26 protein-coding genes are annotated in these 26,135 nt (G+C 36.4%); 21 read left to right on the forward strand and 5 right to left on the reverse strand.

The window, feature by feature from the left end; genetic code table 11:
* Window positions 1–5 precede the first annotated feature (5 nt).
* The 14 genes from AC5SLP_RS00520 (at window position 6) to AC5SLP_RS00585 (ending at window position 14,604) form a co-directional block, all read left to right on the forward strand.
* Window positions 6–1,004, forward strand: coding sequence for a transaldolase (locus AC5SLP_RS00520; RefSeq protein ID WP_495253181.1), 999 nt, complete (start codon window positions 6–8; stop codon window positions 1,002–1,004).
* Window positions 1,005–1,016: 12 nt separating this feature from the next.
* Window positions 1,017–2,219 carry a type IV pilus twitching motility protein PilT gene (locus tag AC5SLP_RS00525; RefSeq protein WP_495253182.1) on the forward strand — a complete coding sequence of 401 codons (1,203 nt, stop codon included), beginning with the start codon at window positions 1,017–1,019 and terminating at the stop codon, window positions 2,217–2,219.
* Window positions 2,220–2,282: 63 nt separating this feature from the next.
* Window positions 2,283–2,819: a 50S ribosomal protein L25/general stress protein Ctc gene (locus AC5SLP_RS00530; protein ID WP_495253183.1), complete on the forward strand. Its 537-nt coding sequence runs from the start codon at window positions 2,283–2,285 to the stop codon at window positions 2,817–2,819.
* 6 nt (window positions 2,820–2,825) lie between these two features.
* Window positions 2,826–3,401 (forward strand): aminoacyl-tRNA hydrolase, encoded by a 576-nt coding sequence (pth, locus tag AC5SLP_RS00535; protein WP_495253184.1) that lies wholly within the window; start codon window positions 2,826–2,828, stop codon window positions 3,399–3,401.
* Window positions 3,398–4,456: an LptF/LptG family permease gene (locus tag AC5SLP_RS00540; RefSeq protein WP_495253185.1), complete on the forward strand. Its 1,059-nt coding sequence runs from the start codon at window positions 3,398–3,400 to the stop codon at window positions 4,454–4,456. The genes pth and AC5SLP_RS00540 overlap by 4 nt, the downstream gene beginning before the upstream one ends.
* Window positions 4,457–4,535: 79 nt before the next feature.
* A complete protein-coding gene (gene lysA / locus AC5SLP_RS00545; protein WP_495253186.1) occupies window positions 4,536–5,741 on the forward strand; it encodes a diaminopimelate decarboxylase in 1,206 nt (401 codons plus the stop codon).
* Window positions 5,738–6,502 carry an HAD-IIA family hydrolase gene (locus AC5SLP_RS00550; RefSeq protein ID WP_495253187.1) on the forward strand — a complete coding sequence of 255 codons (765 nt, stop codon included), beginning with the start codon at window positions 5,738–5,740 and terminating at the stop codon, window positions 6,500–6,502. The genes lysA and AC5SLP_RS00550 overlap by 4 nt, the downstream gene beginning before the upstream one ends.
* A 4-nt stretch (window positions 6,503–6,506) precedes the next feature.
* Entirely contained in the window at window positions 6,507–7,574 is a 1,068-nt protein-coding gene (gene pheA / locus AC5SLP_RS00555) for a prephenate dehydratase (RefSeq protein WP_495253188.1), read from the forward strand.
* 3 nt (window positions 7,575–7,577) lie between these two features.
* Window positions 7,578–8,678, forward strand: a complete 1,101-nt coding sequence (gene hisC / locus AC5SLP_RS00560; RefSeq protein ID WP_495253189.1) for a histidinol-phosphate transaminase — start codon at window positions 7,578–7,580, stop codon at window positions 8,676–8,678.
* Between the two features lie 11 nt (window positions 8,679–8,689).
* Window positions 8,690–10,417 (forward strand): flagellar basal-body MS-ring/collar protein FliF, encoded by a 1,728-nt coding sequence (fliF, locus tag AC5SLP_RS00565; protein WP_495253190.1) that lies wholly within the window; start codon window positions 8,690–8,692, stop codon window positions 10,415–10,417.
* A gap of 1 nt (window position 10,418) precedes the next feature.
* Window positions 10,419–11,444, forward strand: a complete 1,026-nt coding sequence (fliG, locus tag AC5SLP_RS00570) for a flagellar motor switch protein FliG (protein ID WP_495253191.1) — start codon at window positions 10,419–10,421, stop codon at window positions 11,442–11,444.
* Between the two features lie 4 nt (window positions 11,445–11,448).
* Entirely contained in the window at window positions 11,449–12,252 is an 804-nt protein-coding gene (fliH, locus tag AC5SLP_RS00575) for a flagellar assembly protein FliH (RefSeq protein ID WP_495253192.1), read from the forward strand.
* Window positions 12,253–12,268: 16 nt separating this feature from the next.
* On the forward strand, window positions 12,269–14,101 hold the full coding sequence (gene dxs / locus AC5SLP_RS00580; protein WP_495253193.1) for a 1-deoxy-D-xylulose-5-phosphate synthase: 1,833 nt from the start codon (window positions 12,269–12,271) through the stop codon (window positions 14,099–14,101).
* Between the two features lie 92 nt (window positions 14,102–14,193).
* Entirely contained in the window at window positions 14,194–14,604 is a 411-nt protein-coding gene (locus AC5SLP_RS00585) for a Fur family transcriptional regulator (protein ID WP_495253194.1), read from the forward strand.
* A 59-nt stretch (window positions 14,605–14,663) separates the two neighbouring features.
* On the opposite strand, the gene AC5SLP_RS00590 is transcribed toward AC5SLP_RS00585, so the two are convergent.
* Both AC5SLP_RS00590 and AC5SLP_RS00595 read right to left on the reverse strand, forming a co-directional pair.
* Window positions 14,664–15,260 (reverse strand): peroxiredoxin, encoded by a 597-nt coding sequence (locus AC5SLP_RS00590; protein ID WP_495253195.1) that lies wholly within the window; start codon window positions 15,258–15,260, stop codon window positions 14,664–14,666.
* Window positions 15,261–15,369: 109 nt separating this feature from the next.
* Window positions 15,370–17,340 carry a methyl-accepting chemotaxis protein gene (locus tag AC5SLP_RS00595; protein WP_495253196.1) on the reverse strand — a complete coding sequence of 657 codons (1,971 nt, stop codon included), beginning with the start codon at window positions 17,338–17,340 and terminating at the stop codon, window positions 15,370–15,372.
* 298 nt (window positions 17,341–17,638) lie between these two features.
* Between AC5SLP_RS00595 and AC5SLP_RS00600 the strand changes: the two genes are divergently transcribed.
* The 6 genes from AC5SLP_RS00600 (at window position 17,639) to AC5SLP_RS00625 (ending at window position 21,007) form a co-directional block, all read left to right on the forward strand.
* Window positions 17,639–17,923 carry a DUF362 domain-containing protein gene (locus AC5SLP_RS00600; protein ID WP_067173230.1) on the forward strand — a complete coding sequence of 95 codons (285 nt, stop codon included), beginning with the start codon at window positions 17,639–17,641 and terminating at the stop codon, window positions 17,921–17,923.
* A gap of 147 nt (window positions 17,924–18,070) precedes the next feature.
* The gene (gene ndk / locus AC5SLP_RS00605; RefSeq protein ID WP_495253197.1) at window positions 18,071–18,484 is read left to right on the forward strand and encodes a nucleoside-diphosphate kinase; all 414 of its coding nucleotides are present in this window, start codon (window positions 18,071–18,073) and stop codon (window positions 18,482–18,484) included.
* Between the two features lie 143 nt (window positions 18,485–18,627).
* Window positions 18,628–18,858 (forward strand): hypothetical protein, encoded by a 231-nt coding sequence (locus AC5SLP_RS00610; RefSeq protein ID WP_495253198.1) that lies wholly within the window; start codon window positions 18,628–18,630, stop codon window positions 18,856–18,858.
* 1 nt (window position 18,859) lies between these two features.
* The gene (gene rpmF / locus AC5SLP_RS00615; protein WP_012856031.1) at window positions 18,860–19,012 is read left to right on the forward strand and encodes a 50S ribosomal protein L32; all 153 of its coding nucleotides are present in this window, start codon (window positions 18,860–18,862) and stop codon (window positions 19,010–19,012) included.
* A complete protein-coding gene (gene plsX, locus AC5SLP_RS00620) occupies window positions 19,013–20,005 on the forward strand; it encodes a phosphate acyltransferase PlsX (RefSeq protein ID WP_495253199.1) in 993 nt (330 codons plus the stop codon).
* A gap of 9 nt (window positions 20,006–20,014) precedes the next feature.
* On the forward strand, window positions 20,015–21,007 hold the full coding sequence (locus AC5SLP_RS00625; RefSeq protein ID WP_495253200.1) for a beta-ketoacyl-ACP synthase III: 993 nt from the start codon (window positions 20,015–20,017) through the stop codon (window positions 21,005–21,007).
* A gap of 88 nt (window positions 21,008–21,095) precedes the next feature.
* On the opposite strand, the gene AC5SLP_RS00630 is transcribed toward AC5SLP_RS00625, so the two are convergent.
* Window positions 21,096–21,923, reverse strand: coding sequence for a prephenate dehydrogenase (locus tag AC5SLP_RS00630; RefSeq protein WP_495253201.1), 828 nt, complete (start codon window positions 21,921–21,923; stop codon window positions 21,096–21,098).
* Between the two features lie 127 nt (window positions 21,924–22,050).
* Between AC5SLP_RS00630 and bamA the strand changes: the two genes are divergently transcribed.
* Window positions 22,051–24,276, forward strand: coding sequence for an outer membrane protein assembly factor BamA (gene bamA / locus AC5SLP_RS00635; protein WP_495253202.1), 2,226 nt, complete (start codon window positions 22,051–22,053; stop codon window positions 24,274–24,276).
* A gap of 74 nt (window positions 24,277–24,350) precedes the next feature.
* On the opposite strand, the gene AC5SLP_RS00640 is transcribed toward bamA, so the two are convergent.
* The gene (locus AC5SLP_RS00640) at window positions 24,351–25,823 is read right to left on the reverse strand and encodes a Ppx/GppA phosphatase family protein (RefSeq protein WP_495253203.1); all 1,473 of its coding nucleotides are present in this window, start codon (window positions 25,821–25,823) and stop codon (window positions 24,351–24,353) included.
* The gene (locus AC5SLP_RS00645) at window positions 25,823–26,074 is read right to left on the reverse strand and encodes a YfhL family 4Fe-4S dicluster ferredoxin (RefSeq protein WP_012856037.1); all 252 of its coding nucleotides are present in this window, start codon (window positions 26,072–26,074) and stop codon (window positions 25,823–25,825) included. Before AC5SLP_RS00645 ends, AC5SLP_RS00640 begins: the two co-directional genes overlap by 1 nt.
* Window positions 26,075–26,135: the final 61 nt, after the last annotated feature.

Below are 26,135 nucleotides of genomic sequence, written 5' to 3' on the forward strand. Positions count from 1 at the left end.
AATGTATGTACAGAGATGATTTAAAATTTTCATTGTGGTGTGATTTTGTTGAACGAAGTTTTTTAGAAGGCGAATTTGGTGAGTTGATTGAAAAAAATATTGTCAATGCGGCAACCAGCAACCCTTCTATTTTTAAATCGGCTTTTTTAGGCTCTACGGCTTATAGCGAAGATAAAGCAAAATTGCAAGGCAAATCCTCGAAAGAGATTTACGAAGCTTTAGCAATTAGTGATATTCAATTAGCGGCTCAAAAACTGCTTCCTTCGTATAAAAAAGGTGATGATGGCTTTATCAGCATTGAAGTGGACCCTTTCTTGTGTGACGATGCGCATGAAACGATTGAAGAGGGTAAACGACTTTTTCACGCTATTGGTTATCCCAATGTGATGATAAAAGTTCCCGCGACAGAAGCAGGTTTTATTGCCATGGAAGCTTTGTTAAAAGAGGGCATCAACGTCAATGCGACGCTCATTTTTTCTGATAGTCAAACCCAAAAATGTTTAGAAGCTTTTAAAAAAGCCAACCAAGCATTGGAACAAAAATCAATTTCTGTGCTTCCCAAAGCCGTCATTAGTATTTTTGTAAGCCGATTTGATCGAAAATTGGACGAACAGTTGCAGAAAATTGATTTTGTAACAGGACGTGTCGGTATTATGAATGCCTTACGTTGCTATGCGTTGATTCAAAAAGAAGCGCTTCCAAACGTGCGAGCGTTGTTTGCAAGTACAGGCGTGAAGGGCGATAGTTTAAGCCCTGATTATTATATTAAAGAACTTTTGGTGGAAAATGCTATTAATACAGCACCTCTTGGAACAATTAAAGCATTTATTGCTTCTAAGAAAAAAGCACAAAGTATTGAATTACGTAATGATTTAATTGAGAATTTCTTTAACTCTTTGGCAGCAAATGGTATTAAAATGAATGTCGTATGTGATGAATTGATGGATGAAGGCCTTAGTGCTTTCAAAGAAGCTTTTGTAGAGATTTTGGACGAACTGAAATAACAAAGGATTCCTATGGCAACAGCTGAAGTCAATGTGAGTGAACTCACCTTTGAGATGACCAAAAAGCTCAAATTTTATTTGAGTAAGCTGGTGGAACACAAAGGAAGTGATTTACATGTAAAAACAGGAACGACGATACGAGGTCGTATCAATGGAGAAATTGTTTCATTTTCCAAAGAAGCCTTAAGTCATGGAGATGGATTAACCCTTGCAAAAGAGCTGTTGCGCAGTCGATTTGGCGAGCTTGTTGAGAGAAAAAATATCGACTTTACCTTCAAGCTCAACGATGATTATCGCTTTCGTGTCAATATGTTTTTCCAAGTCGATGGTGTTTCAGCGGTTTTTAGAACGATTCCTATGGTACTTCCTACCGTAGAATCCTTAAATCTTCCGCCTGTTATTAACTCACTGTGTGACCTCTCGCGTGGTCTTATATTAGTCACAGGGCCTACGGGAAGTGGTAAAACAACCACCTTGGCTTCCATGATTAATCGTATCAATAAATTACAGCGTAAGCATATTATTACGATTGAAGACCCTGTTGAATTTATCTATAAAGATGAATCATGCGTTGTAAACCAGCGTGCGATTGGGCAAGATGCTCTTTCGTTTTCGGATGCCCTACGTGCTGCACTTCGTGAAGACCCTGATGTTATTTTAGTGGGCGAGATGCGTGATCTTGAAACCATTGAAACAGCGATGCATGCAGCTGAAACAGGTCACTTAGTGCTTTCGACTTTACATACCGTTGATGCCAAAGAGACCATTGGTCGTATCATCGGGATGTTCCCTGGTAGTGAGCAAAATCGTATCAAAATGTCATTATCCTCTGTTTTACAAGGTGTTGTGGCTCAACGTTTAGTTAAAACAGTAGATAAAGGGCGAACAGCAGCCGTTGAAATTTTAGTCAAAAATGCACGTATTGAAGCATTGATTTTAGAAGGCAGAGAAGGCGAAATCCCTGACGCGATTAAAGAGGGAAAAGATGTTTACAAAACGCAAACGTTTGACCAAGCGCTTTTAGGATTATATGCCGAAGGTAAAATTGAGCGCGAAGAAGCGATTCGGGCGGCGACAAGTCGTAATGATATTACGATGGCACTTGATTTCTACGATGCAGATAAAAGCCAAAAAGAGATACGAAAGAGCGAAGCACCAACCAATGTACAAGAGCTTCGAGAATACGATAAAGACATTATTAGCCTCAAAAAATGACTTTAAAGAGTTTTTAGGTTTATTTGTATATAATAGCACCCTTATTTTTTATAAAGGAAAACTATGTTAGAAGGCATCATTAGAGATAGTATCGAAAAAAAGGCTACTAAAGCGCTTCGTAGAGATGGATATCTAATTGCTAATATTTACGGTAAGGGTGAAGAAAACATCAATGCTGCATTTAAAGCAAACGAATTCATTAAAGCAGCAAAGAACAAAGAGACTCTTATTTTCCCAGTGAAAGTTGCGGGTAAAGAGTACAATGTTGTTATCCAAGATTACCAAAGAGACCCTGTAAATAGCAACCTTTTACATGTCGATTTACGTATAGCACTTCCAGGTGTTTTAACAAAATATCTTGTTCCTGTAAAACTTGTTGGTCTTCCAGTAGGTACAAAAAACAAAGGTGTTTTGATTCAATCTAAAAAACGTTTAACCGTTAAATGTACAGCAGAAAACTTACCAAATGATTTTACAGTTGATGTTAGTAATCTTGATGTAGGTGACACAATCTTGGTACGTGATATTCCCGTTCCTGCAAACGTCATTATTGTCGATGAAACACGTGTTTCTGTCGCCGGAGTTATTAAAGCGAAGTAACGCTTTATGACACTAATCGTTGGGTTAGGAAATCCAGATTTATTGTATAAAAACAACCGACATAATATCGGTTTTATGGTCATCGATGCTCTGCTCGATGACCTCCCTTCTGTTGAAAAAATCACAAAAGTAAATTTCAAAGGCGAGCTTTTTAAAGCCCCTTCTATGCTTCTTCTTAAACCCTTAACGTATATGAATCTCTCAGGAGAAAGTGTACGCGCTGTGGATGATTACTTTAAACCCGATCAGATTATCGTTGTGCACGATGATTTAGATTTACCCTTCGGAACACTTCGTTTTAAGATTGGTGGTGGTCATGGTGGTCATAATGGGCTTCGCTCTATTGATGCTCATATCGGAACAGAATACATTAGAGTACGTATAGGGATTGGAAAGCCTGAGCACAAAAGTGATGTTGCAAAGTACGTACTTTCAGATTTTTCCAGTGCGCAACGTGAATTTTTACCCGAAATGATTAACCATGTCAAAAAAAGCATTAAAGCGCTACTCTCGGAGGATTTAAAAGAAGTTTCGCTACAATACTCCCTCAAACAAACATTGTGTAGTGGGGATAAAGTATGAGACTTTTTGAGAAATATATTGTTCGTAATTATCTCAAAAACTTTTTTGTTATCTTTATCGCTTTAGACCTGTTTTATGTCGGTGTTGATCTTCTTACCAACTACAATAACATTCCTGATTCTGCCAATTTACAAATTTTATATGCACTTTTTCAAGGCATGAATGCCGTGAATTATGTCTTACCTCTTTCAATTGTTTTTGGTATGATTGTCTCGTATTTTAGTATGTTAAAAACCAATGAGCTTATTTGTATGTATGCTTCTAGTATCAGCCAAAGAGCTTTTATTAAACCCTTCTTCTTAACGTCATTGGTTATTACACTAATTTACATCGGGCTCAATTGTACAGAGTTTGCGTATGCGTATGAATACAGTGCAAATTTGAAAAAATACAATCGTATCTCTAATAACTCTGAAGACCTTTTTTTAAAACACAATAACGAATATATCTACTTTAAAAAATTGGACCCTTTAAAACAAGTTGCCTATGATGTCACTATTTTTGAAGTGAATAGTATTGATGTTACAAAAATCATTCGTGCTACGGTTGCAACTTTTGCACATAATCGTTGGATTTTAGATAACGTAACCATTACCAATAAACCGCACGTCAGTTCATTGGATGACCCGGGTTTTAATGTTGAGCACATTGCAAAAATGGAAACGATGGAAGACTTTAAACCCAAAATTATGGACAATGTTTATCAGAGTGAATATGCACTCTCCATTAGTGATGGTATTGATGCTTTACGTTTTTTTGATTCTCAAGGGATTAACACCAGTAAAATTAAAGCAACCCTGTTTTATCAAATTTTCTTTCCCTTTTTCGCTCCTTTTCTCATTATCATTTTATATTTTAAAGCACCTATGATGGGGCGTTACTATAACAGTGCATTGATTGCGACTGCCTTTGCCTTTGTCACATTGGTTGTGTGGAGTGGACTCTTTTTATTAAGTCGTTTAGCTGCCAATGGTGTTCTTTTTTCCGAAGTTGCTATTTTACTTCCTATCGTTCTTATCTTTTTTGTTGCACTGTATTTTTACTCCAAACGCTAATATAAGGACACATTTAATCATTTTTTGTTGAACTTTTTGATAGAATGTATAAATATTGTTATCTTAGATAAGGTTCAAAATGACGAAATTCTCTGCATTAGCACAAAAATATGGTACTCCTTTATACGTTTATGATTTTGATACGATAGCGCAAAAGTTTAATAGCCTTAAAGAAGTTTTCAAAGCACGAAAATCACTTATCTGCTTTGCTGCAAAAGCAAATTCCAACCTTTCCGTTTTAAAACATATGGCTCAGCTTGGAGCAGGATGCGACTGTGTCTCTATTGGCGAAGTGAAACGCGCCCTTTATGCAGGTATTCCAAAATATAAAATTATTTTTAGCGGTGTGGGCAAAAAAGATGAAGAGATTGAAGAAGCGTTAAAAAATGATATTTTAATGCTCAATCTCGAAAGCGAAGAAGAGATGAATCGCGTGGAACTGATTGCTCAAAAACTAGGTATTGTAGCACGTATTAGTATTCGCGTTAATCCAAACATTGACCCTAAAACGCATCCGTATATTTCAACAGGGTTGCATGAAAATAAATTTGGCGTGGATATTGAAAGCGCAAAACGTATGTATATTCATGCAAAAAACAGTCCATCGCTTGATCCTGTAGGAATTCATTTTCATATCGGTAGTCAAATCACGGATGTGACACCTTTTAAAGAAGCGGCGAATGTTTTAGCTAATTTATTACGTAACCTCAAGGCGTTAAATATTGATATTAAATTTTTTGATGTCGGCGGCGGTATTGGCATTCAATACAAAGAAGAGGAAGTGATTCCTCCTTATGAATATGCGCAAGCAATTTTTAGCGCACTCAGTGGGCTTGATATCACGCTTGTTTGCGAACCGGGTCGCTACTTAGTGGGTGATTCAGGTTTTTTCTTAACGCGCGTGCTGTATGAAAAAAACAATGGTCATAAACGTTTTGTCATTGTAGATGGAGCGATGAACGATTTGATCCGTCCGAGCCTTTACAATGCATATCATGGTATCGAAGTAGAAGGAAAAACAGGCGACAATGCATCTTTATGTGATGTTGTAGGGCCTATTTGTGAAAGTGGTGATTTTTTTGCTAAAAACATTGCATTGCCTCCTTTGGAGCATGATGACCTTTTAGTGGTTAAAAGTGCGGGTGCCTATGGTTTTACAATGAGCAGTAATTATAATTCTCGTTCGCGTGTGGCTGAGGTTGCCCTTGAAGCAGGCAGTGACCGTTTAATTCGTAAGCGCGAAACTTTTGAAGATTTGATTGAATTAGAAAAAGAGTATTTATGAGTTATCTCATCGACGTACAAGGCACACTCATTGATGATGTGCATAAAAAACCGATAGAAGGCTCTATTGCTTTTATAGACGCTTTAAATGAAGCAAAGATTCCGTATGTGGTGGTTACGAACAATACCAAAATACCCAGTCAAAAGTTTCATCAATTTTTATGTGATTTAGGGTTTGCTATCCCACAAAATAACTATCTTGATCCTTTTATGGCATTAGAGAAAGTTTTACATGTAAAAGCGGTTCGTTGCTTTGGGGCAGAGGAATTTGTTGATGTTATGGCACAATTGGGATTTGAACTAGATGCCAAAAGTCCAGAGGCCATTGTCATTGCCAGTAAGAAAGATTTTACCGCCGATGATTATGCGAGCATGATTGAGCTTGTGATGGGTGGTGCGAAAATTGTAGGGATGCACGCTACGAGTATTTACGCAAAAGATAAACGACGTTATCCTGGCGTGGGTGCTATTTTAGAGATGCTGCATTATGCCACTGGCGCAGAGTATAGTGTGGTTGGAAAGCCCAGTACGCTGTTCTATCAAGAGGCATTATCGCTTTTGCAAAAGCAAAGGAATGTGAAAAATTTTGATGAAGTGACCATGATCAGTGATGATGCGATTGGGGACCTTTTGGGTGCTAAAAAACTTGGAATGAAAACGATTTTAGTTTTGAGTGGTAAGTGTCAAAGCGAGGAAGAAGTTTTACATGTAAAAGCTTCTTTAGATGCGATTATACCGACAATTGGACATGTACAAAGGTAAATGTATGCAAGAAATTGATAAGTACCGAAAAGAAATCGATCTGGTTGATAACCAAATTTTGAAGCTCTTGAATGAGCGTATGGATTTTGTCAAAGAGATAGGTCGCGTTAAACAAACCAGTGGGACAGCGATTTATAGACCTGAGCGCGAAAAAGAGATATTAGACCGTTTAAAAGGGCTCAATAAAGGCGCTTTGAATAATAAAGCGATTGATGCTATTTTTCTTGAAGTATTTGCTGTTAGTCGAAACCTTGAATTTCCTGAAAAGATTGCTTATCTTGGGCCTGAAGGAAGCTATACGCATCAAGTAGCTGAAAGTCGTTTTGGAGCTATGGGCAATTATATTGGTGTGAGCTCTATTGAAGCTGTTTTTCATGTTTTAGAAAATGGTGAAGCAAAATACGGTGTTGTCCCTGTCGAAAACAATACCGAAGGTGCTGTGGGTGCAACATTAGATTGTTTGGGAAAATTTAGTTCTAAAATTGTGGCTGAAATTTACATGGATATTCATCATTCGTTTGCAACGATATGTGAGGATGTTAAAAAAATTAAACGTATTTATTCCCATCCTCAAGGTTACAATCAGTGCCGTAGATTTTTAGAAGAACATATGCTTTTAGGTGTGGAGTTTATTCCAACCAAATCAACAGCAGAAGCAGCGCAAAAAGCAAGTCTTGATCCAGATGCAGCCGCGATTTGCTCACACATTGCCGCGAAGCTTTGTAATCTTCCTATTTTGTTTGGCAAAATTGAAGACAATATGGCAAATCAAACACGCTTTTTAATTTTAAGTGATTTTAAAAACAAAAAAGGGGTACATAATAAAACCTCTATTTTGGCAAAAACAGATGATAAACCAGGTGGACTCGTAGAGTTCTTACAAACGTTCCAAGCACAAAAAGTCAATTTAACGAAAATTGAATCGCGTCCAACCAAAGAGAAGGGTTTTCAATCCATTTTCTATATGGATTTTGAAGGGCATATTGATGATGATAATGTTCAACGCGTTCTTGAAGAGAACAAAGATCGATACGATATTAAATGGCTTGGAAGCTATATTTGCGGAGGATGATGGATGCAATTTAACAGTGTTTTAGACAATTTAAAAACATACGAGGCAGGCAAGCCTATTGAACTTGTTGTACGTGAATACGGTATTGAACCTAAAGATGTTATTAAGCTAGCGAGCAATGAGAATCCAAGAGGCTGTAGCCCTAAAGTCATTGAAGCCGTACGTGAAGAAGCCGCTAAAATGAATCTTTACCCCGATGATAGTATGTACGAACTCAAAGAGGCATTGGCTCGAAAATACAATGTAGAAGAAAGAAATATAATCATCGGCTCAGGAAGCGATCAAGTGATTGAGTTTGCAATTCATGCTAAAGCCAATGCTACGACAAAAGTTTTGATGGCGGGAATTACATTTGCAATGTATGAAATTTATACCCTCCAAACGGGAGCAAAAGTTCTTAAAACACCTTCTTCACAGCATAATCTTAAAGAAATGTTAGAGATTTATAAAGCAAATAACGATATATCCATTGTTATTTTGTGTATTCCCAATAATCCTTTAGGCGAATGTTTAGATACCAAAGATGTGTATGCATTTTTAGATCAAATTAGTCCTGAAACGTTAGTTATCATTGATGGAGCGTACCAAGAGTATGCAGCCCATAAAGATGAGGCCAAAAGAATTGTTCCAAGTGATATTATTACTCAATACCCTAACGCTATTTATACGGGTACATTTTCTAAAGCGTATGGTTTAGGCGGAATGCGCTGTGGTTATGGTATCGCACAACCAGAAATTATAAAATCGCTTCTAAAATTAAGAGCACCGTTTAATATTACCAATCTTACGCTAAAAGCAGCAATTGTCGCTCTAAGCGATCAAGCATTTGTGGATGCTTCGGTGAAAGAGAATTTTGAAGAGATGAAAGTCTATGAACAATTTGCAAAAGAACTTGGTTTCAAAACGATTGAAAGTTACACAAATTTTATTGTTTTAGAGTTTGATGCGAGTAAAAATTCGGGTGAAATTGCCCAAAAATTGATGGAAAAAGGTATAATCGTTAGAAATTTGGGCTCATACGGTATGAACGCCATTCGTGTCACTATTGGAACACCAGAGCAAAACGCACGTTTTTTTGAACTCTTTAAAACAATTTACAAATAAGAGAAAGTCATATGGAGTTTAGAACACTTTTAAATCAGATAGCAACACTCATTCAAAATTTGACGTTACGTCAGAAGATTGTCGCCGCCGTTTCAATTATTGTTTTGATTGGCTTTTTAGTGTTTCTTATGCTCTATAAAAATACAAACTCCACTATGGCAAATGGTTACAGTGTTTTATTTGAAAACACTACTGCCGGTGATTCTGCACTCATCATTCAACAATTGGAAAAAGAGAAGGTTCCCTACAAAATTGTGAACGATGGAACGATTGCTGTTCCAAGCGATGTTGTGCATAAAGAGCGAATTGCTATCGCCGCACTCGGTATTCCTAAAAACAGCAAAGTCGGGTTTGAAATTTTTGATAAAACCGAGTTTGGCGCTACTGATTTTGAACAAAAAATTAAATATGTTCGTGCTCTAGAAGGTGAATTGGCTCGCACGATTGAAAGCTTAGGGCCCATAGCAAATGCGAGTGTGCATATTGCCATTCCTAAAGAGACGGTTTTTGCACAAAAGCAAGCTACACCGACAGCTTCTATTGTTTTAAATATTCGCTCTGGTATGAGTCTTTCTGCCAAACAAATTCTGGGTATCAAAAATCTTGTTTCGTCATCTATCTCTAATCTTACAGCTGAAAATGTTTCCATTGTAAATCAAGATGGTGAACCATTAGGGGATAACGACAGCAATATTTTCCAAGGCGAACTTGTTAAGAGTCAGATGCGTTATAAAAAAGAATTTGAACATAACGTTGAACAAAAAATTATGAATGTTTTGGCACCTGTTATTGGTGGTGTCGATAAAGTCAATGCCAAAGTCACTATTGACTTTGATTTTTCACAACAAGACACCGTAAGTGAAATTTATGATCCAAATTCAGTGCCACGCAGTGAACAAAGCGTTGAAGAAAAACGCGAGGGTAAAGAGCCTCAGGATGTTGGTGGGGTACCAGGTGCGATTAGTAATATAGGTCCTGTTCAAGGCTTGGAAAGTACTAAAAAAAGTGAGACCTATCAAAAAAGTTCGACGACAACAAATTATGAGATATCAAAAAAAGTTATTAATTCTAAAGATGAATTTGCTAAGATTAAACGTTTAAGCGCCGCGGTTGTTGTTGATGGTAGCTATAAATATGGTGTTGATGCGCAAGGTAATAAAAAAAGTGAGCTTGAATATACACCTCTTACAAAAGAGCAGATGGATGCCATTCGAGATGTTGTCAAACAAACCGTAGGATACAACCAAGCTAGAGGTGATGAAGTTACGGTAAGTAATTTTGAGTTTAAACCTCTTTCCAGTGATGGTACAAGAGCTCCAACAAAAGATTTTGTCGAAAAAGTTTCAAATTACGTCGGACCATTGGTTCCTATCTTAAAATACCTCGTGGTAGCCTTTTTGTTGTTTATTTTCTACAAAAAAGTCATCATCCCCTTCAGCCAAAAAATGGTTGAAACAAAACTGGATGATTTCGAAGATGAAGTTGAACCAGTTAAGCTAGAAGATGAAGATAGCGTAGAAGATACATTAGAGAAGTTCAAGCAGGCGCGTAAAAAAGTTGAAGATCAGTTGGGTATTGGACAAGACTTTAATGAAGAGACACTAAAATACGATGTCCTTCTTGAAAAGCTGAAACACCTTGCTGAACAAAGAAGCGAAGAATTTGCGGCACTTTTACAATCAATGATTCGCAATGAGGGTGATTTTGATACCCGCAATAGTTCAAAGGACCTTGGATAAAATGAAACTGACTGAAGAGCAAAAAACCCTTTACAATGAACTGACAATGGCAGAGAAATCTGCTATTTTGCTCATACAACTTGGTGAAGATGCAACGGCAAATCTTTTTTCACATATGGAAATTGATGTCGTAACCGATATTTCAAAATTCATTGCCACAGCCAAAAATATTGATAAATCTGTTGCCAATGCAGTACTTGAAGAATTCTATGTTATTTTGCAATCGAACCAATACATCAGAAGCGGCGGTATGGAGTATGCCAAAGAGATTTTGTACCGAACCTTTGGTGCCGAAGGCGCTCAAAAGATTCTTGATAAGCTCTCTAAGTCAATGGAAAATTCTCAAAGCTTTGGCTATTTGTCACAAATTAAGCCTCAGCAATTAGGTGATTTTATTATTAATGAGCACCCACAAACGGTGGCGCTTATTTTAGCGCATATGGATCCAACCAGTGCGGCTGAAACACTCTCTTTCTTCCCAGATCAACTTCGTAGTGAAGTAACGATTAGAATGGCAAATTTGGGTGAAATTTCACCTTCGGTTGTCAAAAGAGTCTCCGCCGTTTTAGAGAATAAACTTGAATCCTTGACCTCGTATAAAGTTGAAGTGGGTGGTCCAAGAGCCGTGGCTGAAATCCTCAACCGCTTGGGTCAAAAAGCGTCTAAAACAACGATTGCTTATATTGAACAAGCTGACGAAAAACTCGCCTCAGTTATTAAAGATATGATGTTTACGTTTGAAGATATTATGAAACTAGATGGTAACGCGGTACGCGAAATTCTCAAAGTAGCAGACAAGCGTGATTTAATGGTTGCTCTGAAGGGTGCTGCGGATGATTTAAAACGTAAATTCTTTGAGAATATGTCACAGCGTGCGCAAGAAGCTTTTGATGAAGAGATGAGCTTTTTAGGTGCTGTAAGAGTCAAAGATGTGGAAGAGTCTCAGCGTAAAATTGTTGAAGAGGTGCAAAAACTTGCAGAACAAGGAATCCTTCAAATTGGTGAAGCAGAAGAGATGATAGGTTAAGCATATGGCAGATAACATTATTGATAAAGGACAAGTTGACGAACATGCCGTTCAACGTTATCGCTTTAAAGTTTTAGGATCCAATGTTGCAGATGCGACAATGACGTCACATTTAGGTGATGATCTTTCTCAAGAGATACTCTATACGGACGAGCCTCAAAAAGTCCCTGATGAAATTGTAAATATCACACGTATTGAGGAAGGTGCGCAAAACCAATTTATAGAAGAGTTACTTAAAAAAACGGACGAGCTGACATCGAATGTTGTTAAATTGCAAATTCAAATAGAAAAGCAAGAACAAGATTTTAATAACCGATTGACAGAAGAATTAACACGAGAGCGAGAAAATGCTTACACTCAAGGGTATCAAAAAGCTAAAGAAGAGAGTGAAGCATCTGTTAGTGATGTGAAATCGCATTATTTGAAATCTATTATGCATTTGGATACCCTTTATAAAAGTATTGATGAACGTTTAAGTAAAATGGAAACGGAAATCAGTGTCACTGCATTTGAAATTGCAAAAGAGGTGATAAAAAAAGAGGTCAATAGTTCTAGTACACAAATTGCCGTTGCGCTTTCTAAAGCACTCCTCAAAGAGGTGAAAGATGCCAGTAAGATTGAATTAAAAGTGAATCCTAAAGATTTGGATGCACTGAAAGAACTTTATGCTAATGAAGAGAAAATTAAGGTAACATCCGATGATGCAATTACACTCGGAGGCGTTGTTATTTTAAGTGATGTTGGCAACCTTGATGGTAATTTGGCAATGCGTCTTGAAAAAGTGAAATATCTATTACAAGAAAATTAAAAAAGTATTGGGAAATATGAAACAGTTACGCGAACAATCTATTGAAGAATTAAATCTATTTTGTGAAGAAATTAGGCAAAAAATCATTCAAACCGTCAGTCATAATGGAGGGCACCTTAGTAGCAATGTGGGTGCTGTTGAACTGATCGTTGCGATGCATTATGTCTTCGATGTTAATAATGACCCGTTTATTTTTGACGTAAGCCATCAAGCTTATACCCATAAATTGCTGACAGATCGATGGGATACGTTTGAGACATTACGCACGCTAGATGGTATCAGCGGGTATACAAGGCCTGATGAATCTCCTTATGATTTTTTTGTAGCAGGGCATAGTTCAACATCCATTTCTTTAGCTGTGGGTGCAGCAAAAGCAATTGCACTTAAAAATGAACAAAATAAACGTATTCCTGTTGCTTTAATTGGCGATGGCTCGTTAAGTGCAGGTATGGTGTACGAAGCACTCAATGAGCTAGGCGATAGACGCTATCCCGTCGTGATTATTCTTAATGACAACAAAATGAGTATCGCAAAACCTATTGGTGCCATTAGTAAGTTTCTTTCACAGGCTATGGCAGGAACGTTTTATCAAAAAATTAAAAAAACAACCGAACAAATTTTACAGTATTTGCCAGAAAGTGCAACCTATATGGCAAAGAAATTTGAAGAGAGTATCAAGCTAATAACCCCTGGCATGTTATTTGAAGAATTAGGGATTGATTATATTGGGCCTATTGATGGGCATGACTTAGAGAGTCTCATTCGTGCATTTCAATCGGCTAAAAGTTTAAAAAAACCTGTAATCGTACATGCGCAAACCCTTAAAGGCAAAGGGTATGAAATGGCCGAAGGATACTACGAAAAATGGCATGGGGTCGGACCTTTTGATGTGGCAAGCGGTGAAGCTATTAAAAAAGGTGTCAGTAAAAATGCAACGACAATGTATTCTGAAGCATTGATGGAGTTAGCAAAAAAACACGAAAATGTTGTAGGCGTTACAGCTGCAATGCCAAGTGGTACAGGACTAACGCCTTTAATTCAAGCCTATCCAAATCGATTTTGGGATGTTGCTATTGCGGAACAACACGCTGTAACATCTATGTGTGCTATGGCAAAAGAAGGATTTAAACCTTTTATTAGTATTTATTCAACATTTTTGCAAAGAGCGTATGATCAAGTTATTCATGACGCCTGTATTTTAAATTTGAATGTCGTGTTTGCCATTGATCGAGCCGGCATTGTTGGTGAAGATGGCGAAACACATCAAGGTGCTTTCGACATTTCGTATTTAAGTGCCATCCCTCATATGACGTTAATGGCTCCTCGTGATGAAAAGAGTATGCATGCTGCTATTGAATATGCTTATACGCATCAAGGCCCTTTAGCCATTCGTTATCCAAGGGGTGCTTTTAGCAATTGTAGCGCCTATGAATCGCCAGAATTTGAATATGGGAAAGCACAACTGCTACAAGATGGTAAGAGTGAAATCGCGTTGATTGGGTATGGTAGTGGTGTTGGAAAAGCTATTGAAACAGCAACTATTTTGGCAGAAAAAGGCATTGAAACGGCCATTATCGATTTGCGTTTTGTTAAGCCCTTAGATGAACAATTCTTAACATCACTTGCGCAAAAATACATCAAATGGTATATTTTTAGCGATAGTGCAAAAATAGGAGGGGTAGGCTCCTTGCTAATGGCTTTAAAAGAAAAAAACGCATTACATGTAATGATTAAAACGTTTGAATATGACGATGCATTTATAACGCATGGGGCTACGCATCTTATTGAAGAACGATTGGGAATTAGCAGTCAGCAACTCGCTCACATCATTAGCAAAGAAAATAGTTAATTAATAAAAAATATTAGTTGAGTTTTTTTTAGCTAAATTGATTTATATTATGGAATTATTTGTAAAATATTTCAAGAAAGGGGGAATAATTTATGAATGATTTCATTAATCTTCTTAAAACAAAAGAACTTAAAGCAACACCCCAAAGAATTTCTGTTCTTAAAGAACTTGATAGAAAAACACATCCAACGATTGATGATCTGTATGAAGCTTTGAGAATAGAAAATCCTTCAATGTCTTTAGCAACGGTTTATAAAAATCTTGCAACGCTTAAAGAAAAAGGTGTTGTTATTGAAGTTAATGTTGCCGATGGAAAAATGCGTTATGATATCTATTCAAAACCGCATATTCATCTTGTATGCTCTCATTGTGGGGCAATTCATGATGTAGATTATGATCAAAATCTTTATGAGTATCAGACTGCTTTAGAAAAACAGCAGGGGATTAGAGTTTCGCGTATGGACGTAATAGCATCTGTTGATAAATGCGTTTTGTGTTCGTAACGTATTAAGTCTTTAGATTCAAGAGGTTCTATTCTCTTGAATCTAAAGCATTGAAAAGATTAAAGCTTGTCAGAGTTATGGGCTAAATAATCTGCTACACCTTCAGTGCTTGCAGTCATACCTTTGTCGCCTTTTTGCCATCCAGCAGGGCATACTTCTCCGTACTCATTTGTAAAGAGCATAGTGTCTATCATTCTTAGCATTTCGTCAATATTTCTACCAAGTGGTAAGTCATTAATAACAGCATGTCTTACAGTACCATCTTTGTCAATTAAAAATGAGCCACGAAGAGCAACACCATCTTTAAAAAGAACATCATAATCACGAGAGATTTGTTTTGTAATATCTGCTACTAAAGGAAATCTCACTTGTCCAATTCCTCCTTGGTTAATAGGAGTGTTTTTCCATGCAAAGTGAGAAAATTGTGAGTCAATAGAAACACCAATTACATTGATACCACGATTTTTAAACTCTTCAAGTCTTTTATCAAATGCAATAATTTCTGAAGGGCAGACAAATGTAAAGTCTAAAGGGTAAAAGAACAGAACTGTACCCTTATCTCCAAAATTTTCATATAGATTAAAATTATCGACAATTTGATTGTCACCTAAAACAGCGGTAGCTGTAAAGTTTGGTGCCTTATTGGTTACTAACATAGTTGATCCTTTAATTAAGAATTTTTATTGATACAGAAATTATACAATTAAATATATATAACTATTTTAACTAATAAGACTAATTCTATCCAATAAGTTTTAATCTAAGTTATGTTCTAAATTCTCCTAATTTATGGTTGAGATTTTCAGTCATTTGACTTAAGTGTTCTGCCGCTCCAGCAATTTCTTCAACGCTACGGCTATTTTCAGTGGAAATTTTATTGATTTCACTAATTTTTGTAATAATCGTTTCAATTTCACGACCGGTTAGAATGTAACTATCCACAGTGTTTTCTGTAATTTTAGTAACGGAATCTATAATCGTAAAGCTTTCATGCAAACGACTTTCCACTTCATGTGCTGTCATTGCGAGCTCTTCGATTTTTTTTGAATTATTGCCCATTTGTTCACTCGAATTCACAATAGATTGCACGATGACATTAATAGTCGCATTAATTTCTATTAAGCTTTTTTGAGTGCGCTCTGCTAACTTTCTAACTTCATCCGCAACCACAGCAAATCCACGACCATGCTCGCCTGCTCGCGCTGCTTCAATAGCAGCATTCAATGCTAATAAATTGGTTTGATCTGCAATATCACTAATCACTGTTAGAACATTTTTAACTTGCTCCGCATCAACGCTTAATTGGTTTAATCTTTGTGCTAACTCAATTTCAGTGACTGAACTTTGTTGAATCTCCTTAGTAAGCGCAATAACAGCATTACTTGCAGAATGCAAAGAATCATTTGCTTTAATCATGTCTTCTTTGCTATTTTTAGCTTGATCAATGGATCCATTCATCTCTTCACGTACTTGATTGGCTTGTGTGGTTGTATCAAGGACAATGCTCGTTGATTTCTCAACAAGTTTTTCAACTTGTAACGAGGTTGTTGAAAGTTCATGTGAAATAGAGGAGTTTTCACTAGAGAGGGATTTTGCATTGCAAATGAGAACGCGTACTTTTTCAATAAAATGATTAATTTGTTCACTTGCTTGTGCGATTTCATCTTTGCCTTTGATTTCTAATTTACGTGTAAGATCTCCGTCTCCGCTTGAAAGTTCTTTCGCTTTAATAATGAGGTTTAAAAGAGGTTTTGTAATGATTTGGTTGATAATGAGCCAAATAATTACTAAAATAATCATGGTCATAATTAATGAAGCAATAATAAGATTCGTACGTAATTTATCGTTGGCTGCTTGGAAGTCTTTTTCATTAGCTTTAGCTACCAAAACCCAGTTCCATTTATCAAATGGTTGAAAACTCAAAATTTTGTCAGCTCCTTCTTCTGTAATATGCAGCATCCCCTTTTTTTGTGCCAAAATCTTTTTATCAATTTCTGATGTAACCTTTGCGCCATCTAGATTTGGATGGATATCGTATGCTTCACTTTTAGTATTTAAAGCGTAGAAATAGCCATTTTCACCAATTTTCATTTTATTAATTTGTTCTTTAAGTGTTTTTAACCCATCGGTGAAGTTGTAACCTATAAATAAAATTCCTAAAATTTTATCATCTTCAATGATAGGAGAATAAACGGTAATATAATCTTTTCCAAAAAGACGTGCATTCCCAACATACTTTTGTTTTTTCATAATGGGTTCATATGCGGGACTTTTTTTACCAAGATAGGTTCCCATTGCCCGTGAGCCATCTTCTTTTTTTAAGGATGTTGAAACGCGAACAAAGTCATCACCGCTTAAAGCAAAAACAGTAGCAACAGCTCCTGTTAAGTCTGTAAAAGATTCTACTTTAGCAAAATTATTATTGAGTGTAAAACCACCTGAAGAGATAAGGGGTGTCTCTACGCCATTGACTTTTATTTTTTCATCAGGATTTAAATAAAAGCTACCAAAGCGTGATTCAAAAATGGTAAAGAGTTTTAATGCAGTATCCTCTAATGCGCTGTTGTAGACTTTAACCGTCTGCACTTGTTCCATGATATTTGCATTAATCTTTTGTTCCGTTTCTTGTTTAATGTAATTACTAAGATATAAATTGATGTAAAAGATAAAAGCAAAGATAGAGAGCGAAACGATTAAAACTTGTAAAATTGTTACTTTTTTTGCTAAAGAATTCATTCATAACCCCGCGTATAGTTGTGTTTGAATAATAGTATGAAAAAAACGCTTTGGTAAAGTTAAATAAAAAACAAAAGTTAAATCTTTATTGACCTTTTTTAGATATTGCTAAAGAATTAAGAGAAAAATATAGTTATTATTTTATTTGAATGAAACATAAGTAAGAAAGTTTGAGTGTGAATTTACTAAATTAAATCATTAGCCTAATTTTGAACTAGCAATTTGGGTTTAATACCAATTTTAATTTAGTTTCGATATAGTTTTCTACGAGTAAAAAACACTAAGTGAAGGAGAAATAATGGCAGTAAAAATTACCGATATTTGTATCGCATGTGGTGCATGTATTGATGAATGTCCTGTTGAAGCAATTGTAGATGATAGTGATAACCCAACAGGTGCAGATATTTATTATGTATATGCTGACAAATGTGTAGAATGCGTTGGTCATCATGATGCTCCTGCATGTGCAGAAGCCTGTCCAACAGAAGGTTGTATCGTATGGGATGCTCCATATCCAGGACAGCCTAGTCGTGATGAAATTGGTGCAGATATGAGAAAAGGCACAACTCCTTGTGCTGAATAAATTTTAATAGAGGAGTTCGCTCCTCTATTTTTTTAAAATTTAAGTGCTGGTTTAATTGATATTAAAAAAAAATTCTGCTATACTCCCCCGTTCTAATTCCCTACAAATTATGAAATTCTAAAAATATTAAATACATAGGAGAGAGTTGTGGAAAGCACATTATCCATTATTAAACCAGATGCAGTTGCGAAAAATGTTATTGGAAAAATTGTTGATAGATTTGAATCAAACGGATTAAAAATTGCGGCAATGAAAAAAGTACAATTAAGCCAAGCAGATGCTGAAGCTTTTTACGCAGTTCATGCAAGCAGACCTTTTTTCGGTGAACTTGTAAAATTTATGATTAGTGGGCCAGTCGTTGTTATGGTGTTAGAAGGTGAAAATGCCGTCTCTAAAAACCGTGATCTCATGGGTGCAACTAATCCTAAAGAAGCTGCAAAAGGTACAATTCGTGCAGATTTTGCTGAGAGTATTGATGCGAATGCTGTACATGGTAGTGATAGTTTAGAGAATGCAAAAATTGAAATTGATTTCTTTTTTGCAAGACGAGAAATTCTTTAATTCCTATGATTGTTGAATTCAAAAAAATTCCTTCAAGTGGAATTCATTTTGAAACGAAATTAGGTGAGATTAGATTTTCCGGAAATGCTCAAAAGATAGGCAAATCATTAATCAAGTGCGAAGGACGTATTCAAGGTACTCTGATGCATGCTTGTGACCGTTGTGCTGAAGATTTTAAATTGAGTATGGATGAATGTGTTGAAGTTTTTGCCAGTGATGGTCTGTATGTTGATACTGAAGGGGAAGAACTTTTAAATGTAATAGAATTTTTTGAAGGTTCAATTGATTTTGAAGTCATGCTTCAAAGTGAAATAGAAGCTTTCAAGAGTGATTACCACTATTGTGGACAATGCGAACAACTAAAAGGAGAATAAAATGGCTGTACCTAAGAGACGTGTAAGTAAAACAAGAGCTGCAAAAAGAAGAACGCACTATAAAGTAACCCTTCCTATGCCAGTAAAAGACAGTGATGGCACATGGAAAATGCCTCATAGAGTGAACAAAACAACAGGCGAATATAAAAACTAAATGCTAACCATAGCGATTGACGCCATGGGAGGGGACTTTGGTCCCACTCCTATTGTTGAAGGAACTCTGCACGCGCTAAAAGAGCGCAAGTTTAAAGCCCTACTTGTTGGGGATACTAATGCGCTTAAACCTCTAATCCCCGATGAATATTTAGATAGTATTACTCTCATTGAAGCGACAGATGTTTTAGATATGCATGAAGCAGCAACAAATGCTTTAAAGCGAAAAGAAACATCTATCTATAAAGCAGTTGATCTTGTGAGAGACAAACAAGCCGATGCCGTTGTCTCAATGGGACATAGTGGTGCTACGATGAGTTTAGCAACATTAAGAATTGGACGATTAAAAGGGGTTCTAAGACCTGCTATCGCAACGATCATGCCAACAGCAGTTCCTGGGAAATTGAGTTTGGTGCTTGATGTTGGTGCTAATGTGGATTGTAAAGCAGAACATTTAGTACAGTTTGCTGTTATGGGTGAAACCTATGCAAAAGATGTCCTAAAAATTGCAAAACCAAAAGTTGGTTTACTCTCCAATGGTGAAGAGGAAAGTAAAGGCAATGAAATCACCAAAGAAGCCTTTTTCGAGCTTAAAAAGTTAGATAGCTTTGTTGGGAATATGGAAGGCAATAATATTTTTGATGGTTCTGTTGATGTTATCGTTTGTGATGGATTTGTGGGAAATATTTTACTTAAAACCAGTGAAGGCGTAGCAGAATCTATCACAAAAATCATTAAACAAAATGTTAGACGCTCACCTCTTGCAATCGCTGGCGCTGTATTAATGCGCAAAGTATTTACAGTACTTAAGAAGCAAGTAGATTATGCAGAATATGGCGGAGCACCCTTGATTGGCATTAATGGTTGTGCTATTATAGGACATGGAAAAAGTAATTCCAAAGCAGTCAAAAATGCTATATTTCAGGCTATCAATTTTTCAAGTTCTAATATCAACACTGATATTGAGCATAAATTGGCATTTTTAGCGCAATAAAGGAGATTTGTGTACGCATCTTTAAAATCTATCGGAGCTTATGCTCCATCTCGTATTTTAAGTAATTTTGATCTTGAAAAAATGGTTGATACGAGTGATGAGTGGATAGAAAAACGAACAGGTATTAAAGAACGACGTATCGCAAGTGATGAAGAAGCAACCAGTGATTTAGGTGTAAAAGCAGCGCAAATAGCCATAGAACGCTCAGGTCTTGCTACAGAAGATATTGATTTGGTTATTTGTGCGACACTCTCCCCTGATCATCTTTGTATGCCTTCAACGGCATGTATTATTGCAGCAAAATTAGGTATCAATAATGTTATGGCGTATGATATTAGTGCCGCATGTAGCGGATTTGTATATATGCTTTCCATGGCGAAAGCTTATATTGAATCTGGCATGAAAAAAAATATTTTGATTGTTGGCGCTGAAAAAGTGAGTAGCGTTATTGATTACACTGACCGTGGTACATGTATCCTCTTTGGAGATGGTGCAGGTGCTGCTATTATCAGTGCGACAACCGAGCAGAATGAAGCAATTATTGATATACATGCTTCTGCTGATGGTCGCTATGGAGATTATTTAATTACACCCGGTTGTGGTTCAAAGTTTCCGTGTTCCCAAGAAACATTAGATAATAAACTCAATTTCATTAAAATGAAAGGCAACGACGTTTATAAAATAGCAGTGAAAACTTTGACAAAAGATGTGATTGATATTTTAGAAACAAATAATCTTAAATCTTCTCAAATTGATCATTTCATTCCCCATCAAGCTAACTTTCGAATCATAGAAGCTGTTCGTGAAAAGCTTGATTTTCCTATTGAAAAAACCGTTCTAACCGTTGCAAAATATGGGAATACTTCTGCTGCATCAATTCCTATGGCAATCAATGAAGCCTATGAAGAGGGACGTATCAAAAAAGGTGATTTAATGCTTTTGGATACCTTTGGTGGTGGTTTTACATGGGCAAGTGCCTTAGTCCGATTTGGCGGGGAATAGTCTAAAACGGTTTTACATGTCAATTCAAAAATATCTTTTGTAAAAATACGTTTGAAAGAAACTTAGAATCTTTACATGTAAAGATTCTTTATAAAATTTTATGAAGTGTGGTTGCTTTGCTCATCCATGCTTCCAAACTGCCCCAATCCTCTTCCTCAATCATTTTTTTAGATTTTTCAAGCTCTTTTTCAAAAATGTCAATAGAATGCAAAAGATTTTTTCTATTTTGTTTAAAAATATCAGACCACATGTGCGGGGAGCTTTTGGCAATACGACTCATATCCCTAAAACCACCTGCCGCAAGCGATAAAATACTTTTTGGATCTTCTTGTCCCATCACAGTATTAGCCAATGCATAACTGATCACGTGAGGTAAATGGGAGATAAAGGAAGCATGGTCATCATGCGCAATAGGATCCATAAAAACAATTTTCATACCAATATGAGAGAATATCTGAATAGCTCTGTTTTTATGTAAATCTCCACTATTATCTGTATCGCAAAGCACAACAACTTTATCGTGATATAGATTTTGAATGGCAGCACTTGGACCAAATTTCTCGGTTCCTGTCATAGGATGCGCAGCAATAAAACGGTCTCGAATACATTTTGGCACAGAGGCAATAATTTCCGCTTTTGTACTACCCAGTTCAATAATCGTTGTTTTGTTTGAAACATCTTGCATCTCTTGAAGAGTCTTAATAATACCTTCAACAGGAATTGCTAAAAAGATGACGTCGCACTTTTTTATTTCAGCAAATGAGACAATATCTGCCACTAAGCCCAATTTTAGAGCTTCTTCGCAGTGACTTAAATTGTGATCAAAGCCTACAATCTTTGACACCAATTTTGTATTTTGAAGCGCTAAACCTAAAGAGCCTCCCATTAAGCCAAGCCCTACAATACCAACAACCATTTTGTCTCCTTCTTTCACGACGTTAAGTACCCTAATATTGCCTATAGTTAGGTTTAATAGGCACTTAATTCTAGAGATGGTATTATATTTCAAAATATCTAAAAATTATATTCTAGGGCTAATCAGTATGAAAAAAATAACTGCGTTGTCTCTCGTTGTCGCAACTTCACTGTGTGCGGCTCAGTTAAAAAGCCTCCAGTTTGATGGTTTGATCCACCTCTCCCCTGAGATGGCTTCGGAAATGATCGATATGAGATCCGGTGACTCAGTCGATATGGAAAAAATTGATAAAGCGATCAAAACACTTTATAAACAAAATTATTTTGAAGATGTGTGGGTTGAAGAAGTTAGCGATGGTGCTCTTGTTTTTCATGTAAAAGAAAAACCTGTAGTAGCCAAAATTGATTTTTTAGGTATTAGTGATAGCGATAAAGATGAGATTACTAAAATATCAGGCATTAAAAAAGGCGAAGTGTATGACCCTGAACGTGCTGAAGCTACAAAACAAAAAATCATTAAATTTTATGAAGATAAAGGGTATTTTGATACCGTTGTAGAAACGAAAACAGAGCCTCTTACTGAAAAGCTTTCGATGTCGCTTGATTTTATTATTAATCGTGGCGAGAATATTGTTATTAAAAATGTCACATTATGTGGCTCTAAAGAGTTAAAATATAATGATATTGAACCAAACATTGCAAATAAAGCGGCAGAATGGTTACCTTGGATGTGGGGTTTTAACGATGGAAAGCTTCGAACTAACGACTTGGAACATGATTCAGCTCGTATAAAAGACACCTATATGCAAAAAGGTTACCTTGATTGTGAAGTGAGCCAACCTTTTTTAAAAACGTATCTTGATAGCTATACAGCGGATTTGGTGTACAGCATTAATGAGGGTGAACAATATCAAGTGGGAGATATCGCCATTGATGTTCCTGAAGGGATGATTGACACACAAGCAATTATCGAATCCATGTTTCTGCATAGTGGGAAAGTATTCAATGTTGCAAAGCTTCGCAAAGATATGACATTGATTGAAACAAAAATAGCTGACCTTGGTTATGCTTTTGTTAGAATTATCCCCGATGTCAAAAATGACAAAAAAAATCATATAGCAAACATTACGTATCATGTTATTCCTGGTGAAAAAGTGTATATTAATAATGTACGTATTGCTGGAAATAGTCGAACAATTGATAGAGTTGTAAGACGTGAAGTATATTTGGCTAATGGCGATTTATACAGCAGAACAGATGTCACAGATACGAAGAGTGCATTAAAACGTACAGGTTATTTTGAAGATGTTGAGATTAAAGAAGAACGTCTTAGCAAAGACAAGATGGATCTTGTTATTAACGTCAAAGAAGCTGCGACTGGCTCTATTGGTGGTGGTATTGGTTATGGTTCATCCGATGGTCTCCTTTTAAGTGCAAGTGTTTCTGATGGCAATATTTTTGGTTCAGGTCTAAGAGCAGGTATTGATGTAGAGCGTTCTGATAGTGAACTGAATGGTGCATTATCGCTATCAAATCCACGATTGTTCGATTCTGTTTACAGCTTAGGTGGAAAAATTTACGCAGCGGACAACGATTACTACTATTATGATGAAAAAAAATATGGAATTAATGTTGTCCTAGGTCGTAAAATTGCACGTAACTGGGGCGTATCATTAGGTTATATTTTGGAACAAAACAAACTCTCTAATGTAGATTCAACAATTGATACAGACCTTTATACCCTAGATACAACAATTAAAAGTTCTGTAGTTCCTGCAATTTCATTTAACAACACAGATGATTACTATTTACCACGCAGTGGTATCGCAGCTAGCACAAGTTTGGAAATTGCGGGACTTGGTGGCGATGAAAAATTCATGAGTAGTATTAATAAATTTGCTATCTACTATGGATTACAAGATTTGATTGATTACGATTTAATTTTACGTTATAAAGCACAGTTTAAATACCTTGCCATTGACTCTGCCGATGAGAAATATTCATACGGTGAGAGATTTTATATGGGTGGTGTGAGAACATTACGTGGATATGAATCTAATTCGATTTCTCCTGTTAATGCCAATGGTACACTCATTGGTGGTAATACAATGCTCGTCAATACCGTTGAAATGAGTTTTCCATTGATTGAGCGTCTGAAAATGCGTGGAGCAATCTTTTTTGATTACGGTATGATTGGTGAAGATAATCTTGATATTAAACGTGGCGGTACGGGTGTTGCTCTAGAATGGACATCGCCTCTTGGACCAATCGGCTTGATTTTTTCACAACCAGTTATGGATAAAGCAGGCGATAGAACGGCTTCTTTTGAATTTACAATCGGTCAAAAATTCTAATAGTACCTTCTCTCAAGAGAGCTTTTGATGCTCTCTTGAATCTTCTTTCTTCTAAATAAACTCAATAACTCTTTTTACAGTGATTTAATAATAATAGCAAATGAAGCAGGTTTAAGGAGCTGTTTAATTTGTTCTCTGGCGAGGAAAAGCTTTGATTCACTTTGAATGGTCAGCGTATGGTTTTGGTAGCTAAAAGAGGTATAACTTTGATGTAAATCAGTATTGATAGCTTTAGCTAAAGAGAGTAAGAAACTTAACCAATGCAGCGTTGCAGTGTCAGGAAGCAGCATTTTATAGGTTTGTATATCTTCTTCACTGGGTAATTTATTAACATGATACTTTATAAGCATAGCAATCAGTATTTTCTGTTCGTGTGAAAAACCATAGTTGAGATTATTCAAAATAAAGTAAAAACTGTGCAATTGATTCTGATAAAAACCTAGCTTTATACCAATATTGTAAAGTTCAGCTGCAACACCTAACTCATGTTTAAAACAAGGATCAATCATGTGAATAGGCGCTAATGTATCGAACAAAGAGAGCGCAATTTTTTTTACATGTAAATTCTCTTTTCCCATCATACTAAAACGATCTTTGAGGCTTCTCAAACTGAGCTTAAACTCGGGGCTAAATTTATGATGGTGAGAACGTAGCAAATCACATAAATAAGCGCCTTCTCTTACCCCCGCTCCACTCGTTATCATGATTTGGTTGGAGAGTCTTTTGGAGATAGATTGAAAAATAATACACCCTTCACGCATGGTGTCGTATCTGTCTTTGCGAATACCAAGATTCTTAAGACCTAAGACATCTGAAGTAACAATTGCATTGACAAAAGATTCGTGTTTAGAGATTTCATATTCAAATCCATGCACCGTTTTTAAAGGGTAGTTCGTGCGTTCCATAATGATTTTTGAAAGAGAACGTAATGTTCCTCCAATGCCGATGATGGTATTACATGTAAAACGTTCTGGAATCTTAGAAATTTCATTATCAATGAATGAACGAACTTTATCTAATGGAACTTTTTTGTCAAAGAAAAGCTCTTTAAGGCGTACCGTACCAATATTTAAAGAGATAGTCTCAACAATGAGGCCATTCTCAATTTTGGCGAGTTCTGTTGAACCTCCACCAATGTCAATTGTGACAGCTTCTTTGATTTCTTTAAGATAGTTCAGTGCACCTACGGCACCAAAATAAGCTTCTTTCGTACCTTCAATAATTTTAATATGAATATTAAGGTCATTGCGTATTTGATTGATGAACTCTGAAGCATTAGGCGCGTCTCGTAGTGCTGAAGTTGCTATGCAAAGTGTTTTAGAGCATTGAAAGCTCTTAATAATATGCCCAAACTCTTCTAAAGCAGTATAGGCACGCTTGAGGGCGGGTTCTTGTAAAATTCCGCCATCATTATAGGCACCTTCTCCAATACGAACACGACTTTTGGTTTCATTAACTAAATGAAATGCAAAGCGACTACTTTTCTCAAAGATAGCCATTCGAGCGGAGTTAGACCCTATATCTATAATGGCTGTTCGTTTAGACATTAATTGTCGCTGTTGAGTTGTTCGTATTTTAGCTTGAGTTCTTCAACACTCTCAATGTTATCAGGATCAGGGATAATACATTCAACCGGGCAAACAGAAATACAAGCAGGCTCATCATAGTGGCCCACACATTCTGTACAGACATCTGGATCAATAATATAAATCGGATCAGACTCTTCTATAGCGCCATTGGGACATTCGTCGCGACATGCGTCACATGCGATACATTCTTCCGTTATCATTAAAGACATGCTTACTTTCCTTCGTTAAAGTCAATTTTCTTGACGAGTTTATACACTAAAAATACTTTAA

Source organism: Sulfurospirillum sp. E15m, from assembly GCF_059415145.1.

What these genes read in the sequence shown, in the direction of transcription:
- dxs (WP_495253193.1), top strand. Translation starts at nt 12,269, where the DNA reads ATGAAACAGTTACGCGAACAATCTATTGAAGAATTAAATCTATTTTGT.
- AC5SLP_RS00630 (WP_495253201.1), bottom strand. Translation starts at nt 21,923, where the DNA reads ATGGTTGTTGGTATTGTAGGGCTTGGCTTAATGGGAGGCTCTTTAGGT.
- fliH (WP_495253192.1), top strand. Translation starts at nt 11,449, where the DNA reads ATGGCAGATAACATTATTGATAAAGGACAAGTTGACGAACATGCCGTT.
- pth (WP_495253184.1), top strand. Translation starts at nt 2,826, where the DNA reads ATGACACTAATCGTTGGGTTAGGAAATCCAGATTTATTGTATAAAAAC.
- AC5SLP_RS00550 (WP_495253187.1), top strand. Translation starts at nt 5,738, where the DNA reads ATGAGTTATCTCATCGACGTACAAGGCACACTCATTGATGATGTGCAT.
- AC5SLP_RS00585 (WP_495253194.1), top strand. Translation starts at nt 14,194, where the DNA reads ATGAATGATTTCATTAATCTTCTTAAAACAAAAGAACTTAAAGCAACA.
- fliG (WP_495253191.1), top strand. Translation starts at nt 10,419, where the DNA reads ATGAAACTGACTGAAGAGCAAAAAACCCTTTACAATGAACTGACAATG.
- pheA (WP_495253188.1), top strand. Translation starts at nt 6,507, where the DNA reads ATGCAAGAAATTGATAAGTACCGAAAAGAAATCGATCTGGTTGATAAC.
- AC5SLP_RS00540 (WP_495253185.1), top strand. Translation starts at nt 3,398, where the DNA reads ATGAGACTTTTTGAGAAATATATTGTTCGTAATTATCTCAAAAACTTT.
- fliF (WP_495253190.1), top strand. Translation starts at nt 8,690, where the DNA reads ATGGAGTTTAGAACACTTTTAAATCAGATAGCAACACTCATTCAAAAT.
- lysA (WP_495253186.1), top strand. Translation starts at nt 4,536, where the DNA reads ATGACGAAATTCTCTGCATTAGCACAAAAATATGGTACTCCTTTATAC.
- AC5SLP_RS00600 (WP_067173230.1), top strand. Translation starts at nt 17,639, where the DNA reads ATGGCAGTAAAAATTACCGATATTTGTATCGCATGTGGTGCATGTATT.
- rpmF (WP_012856031.1), top strand. Translation starts at nt 18,860, where the DNA reads ATGGCTGTACCTAAGAGACGTGTAAGTAAAACAAGAGCTGCAAAAAGA.
- plsX (WP_495253199.1), top strand. Translation starts at nt 19,013, where the DNA reads ATGCTAACCATAGCGATTGACGCCATGGGAGGGGACTTTGGTCCCACT.
- AC5SLP_RS00610 (WP_495253198.1), top strand. Translation starts at nt 18,628, where the DNA reads ATGCATGCTTGTGACCGTTGTGCTGAAGATTTTAAATTGAGTATGGAT.
- AC5SLP_RS00640 (WP_495253203.1), bottom strand. Translation starts at nt 25,823, where the DNA reads ATGTCTAAACGAACAGCCATTATAGATATAGGGTCTAACTCCGCTCGA.
- hisC (WP_495253189.1), top strand. Translation starts at nt 7,578, where the DNA reads ATGCAATTTAACAGTGTTTTAGACAATTTAAAAACATACGAGGCAGGC.
- AC5SLP_RS00520 (WP_495253181.1), top strand. Translation starts at nt 6, where the DNA reads ATGTACAGAGATGATTTAAAATTTTCATTGTGGTGTGATTTTGTTGAA.
- AC5SLP_RS00525 (WP_495253182.1), top strand. Translation starts at nt 1,017, where the DNA reads ATGGCAACAGCTGAAGTCAATGTGAGTGAACTCACCTTTGAGATGACC.
- bamA (WP_495253202.1), top strand. Translation starts at nt 22,051, where the DNA reads ATGAAAAAAATAACTGCGTTGTCTCTCGTTGTCGCAACTTCACTGTGT.
- AC5SLP_RS00645 (WP_012856037.1), bottom strand. Translation starts at nt 26,074, where the DNA reads ATGTCTTTAATGATAACGGAAGAATGTATCGCATGTGACGCATGTCGC.
- AC5SLP_RS00530 (WP_495253183.1), top strand. Translation starts at nt 2,283, where the DNA reads ATGTTAGAAGGCATCATTAGAGATAGTATCGAAAAAAAGGCTACTAAA.
- AC5SLP_RS00590 (WP_495253195.1), bottom strand. Translation starts at nt 15,260, where the DNA reads ATGTTAGTAACCAATAAGGCACCAAACTTTACAGCTACCGCTGTTTTA.
- AC5SLP_RS00595 (WP_495253196.1), bottom strand. Translation starts at nt 17,340, where the DNA reads ATGAATTCTTTAGCAAAAAAAGTAACAATTTTACAAGTTTTAATCGTT.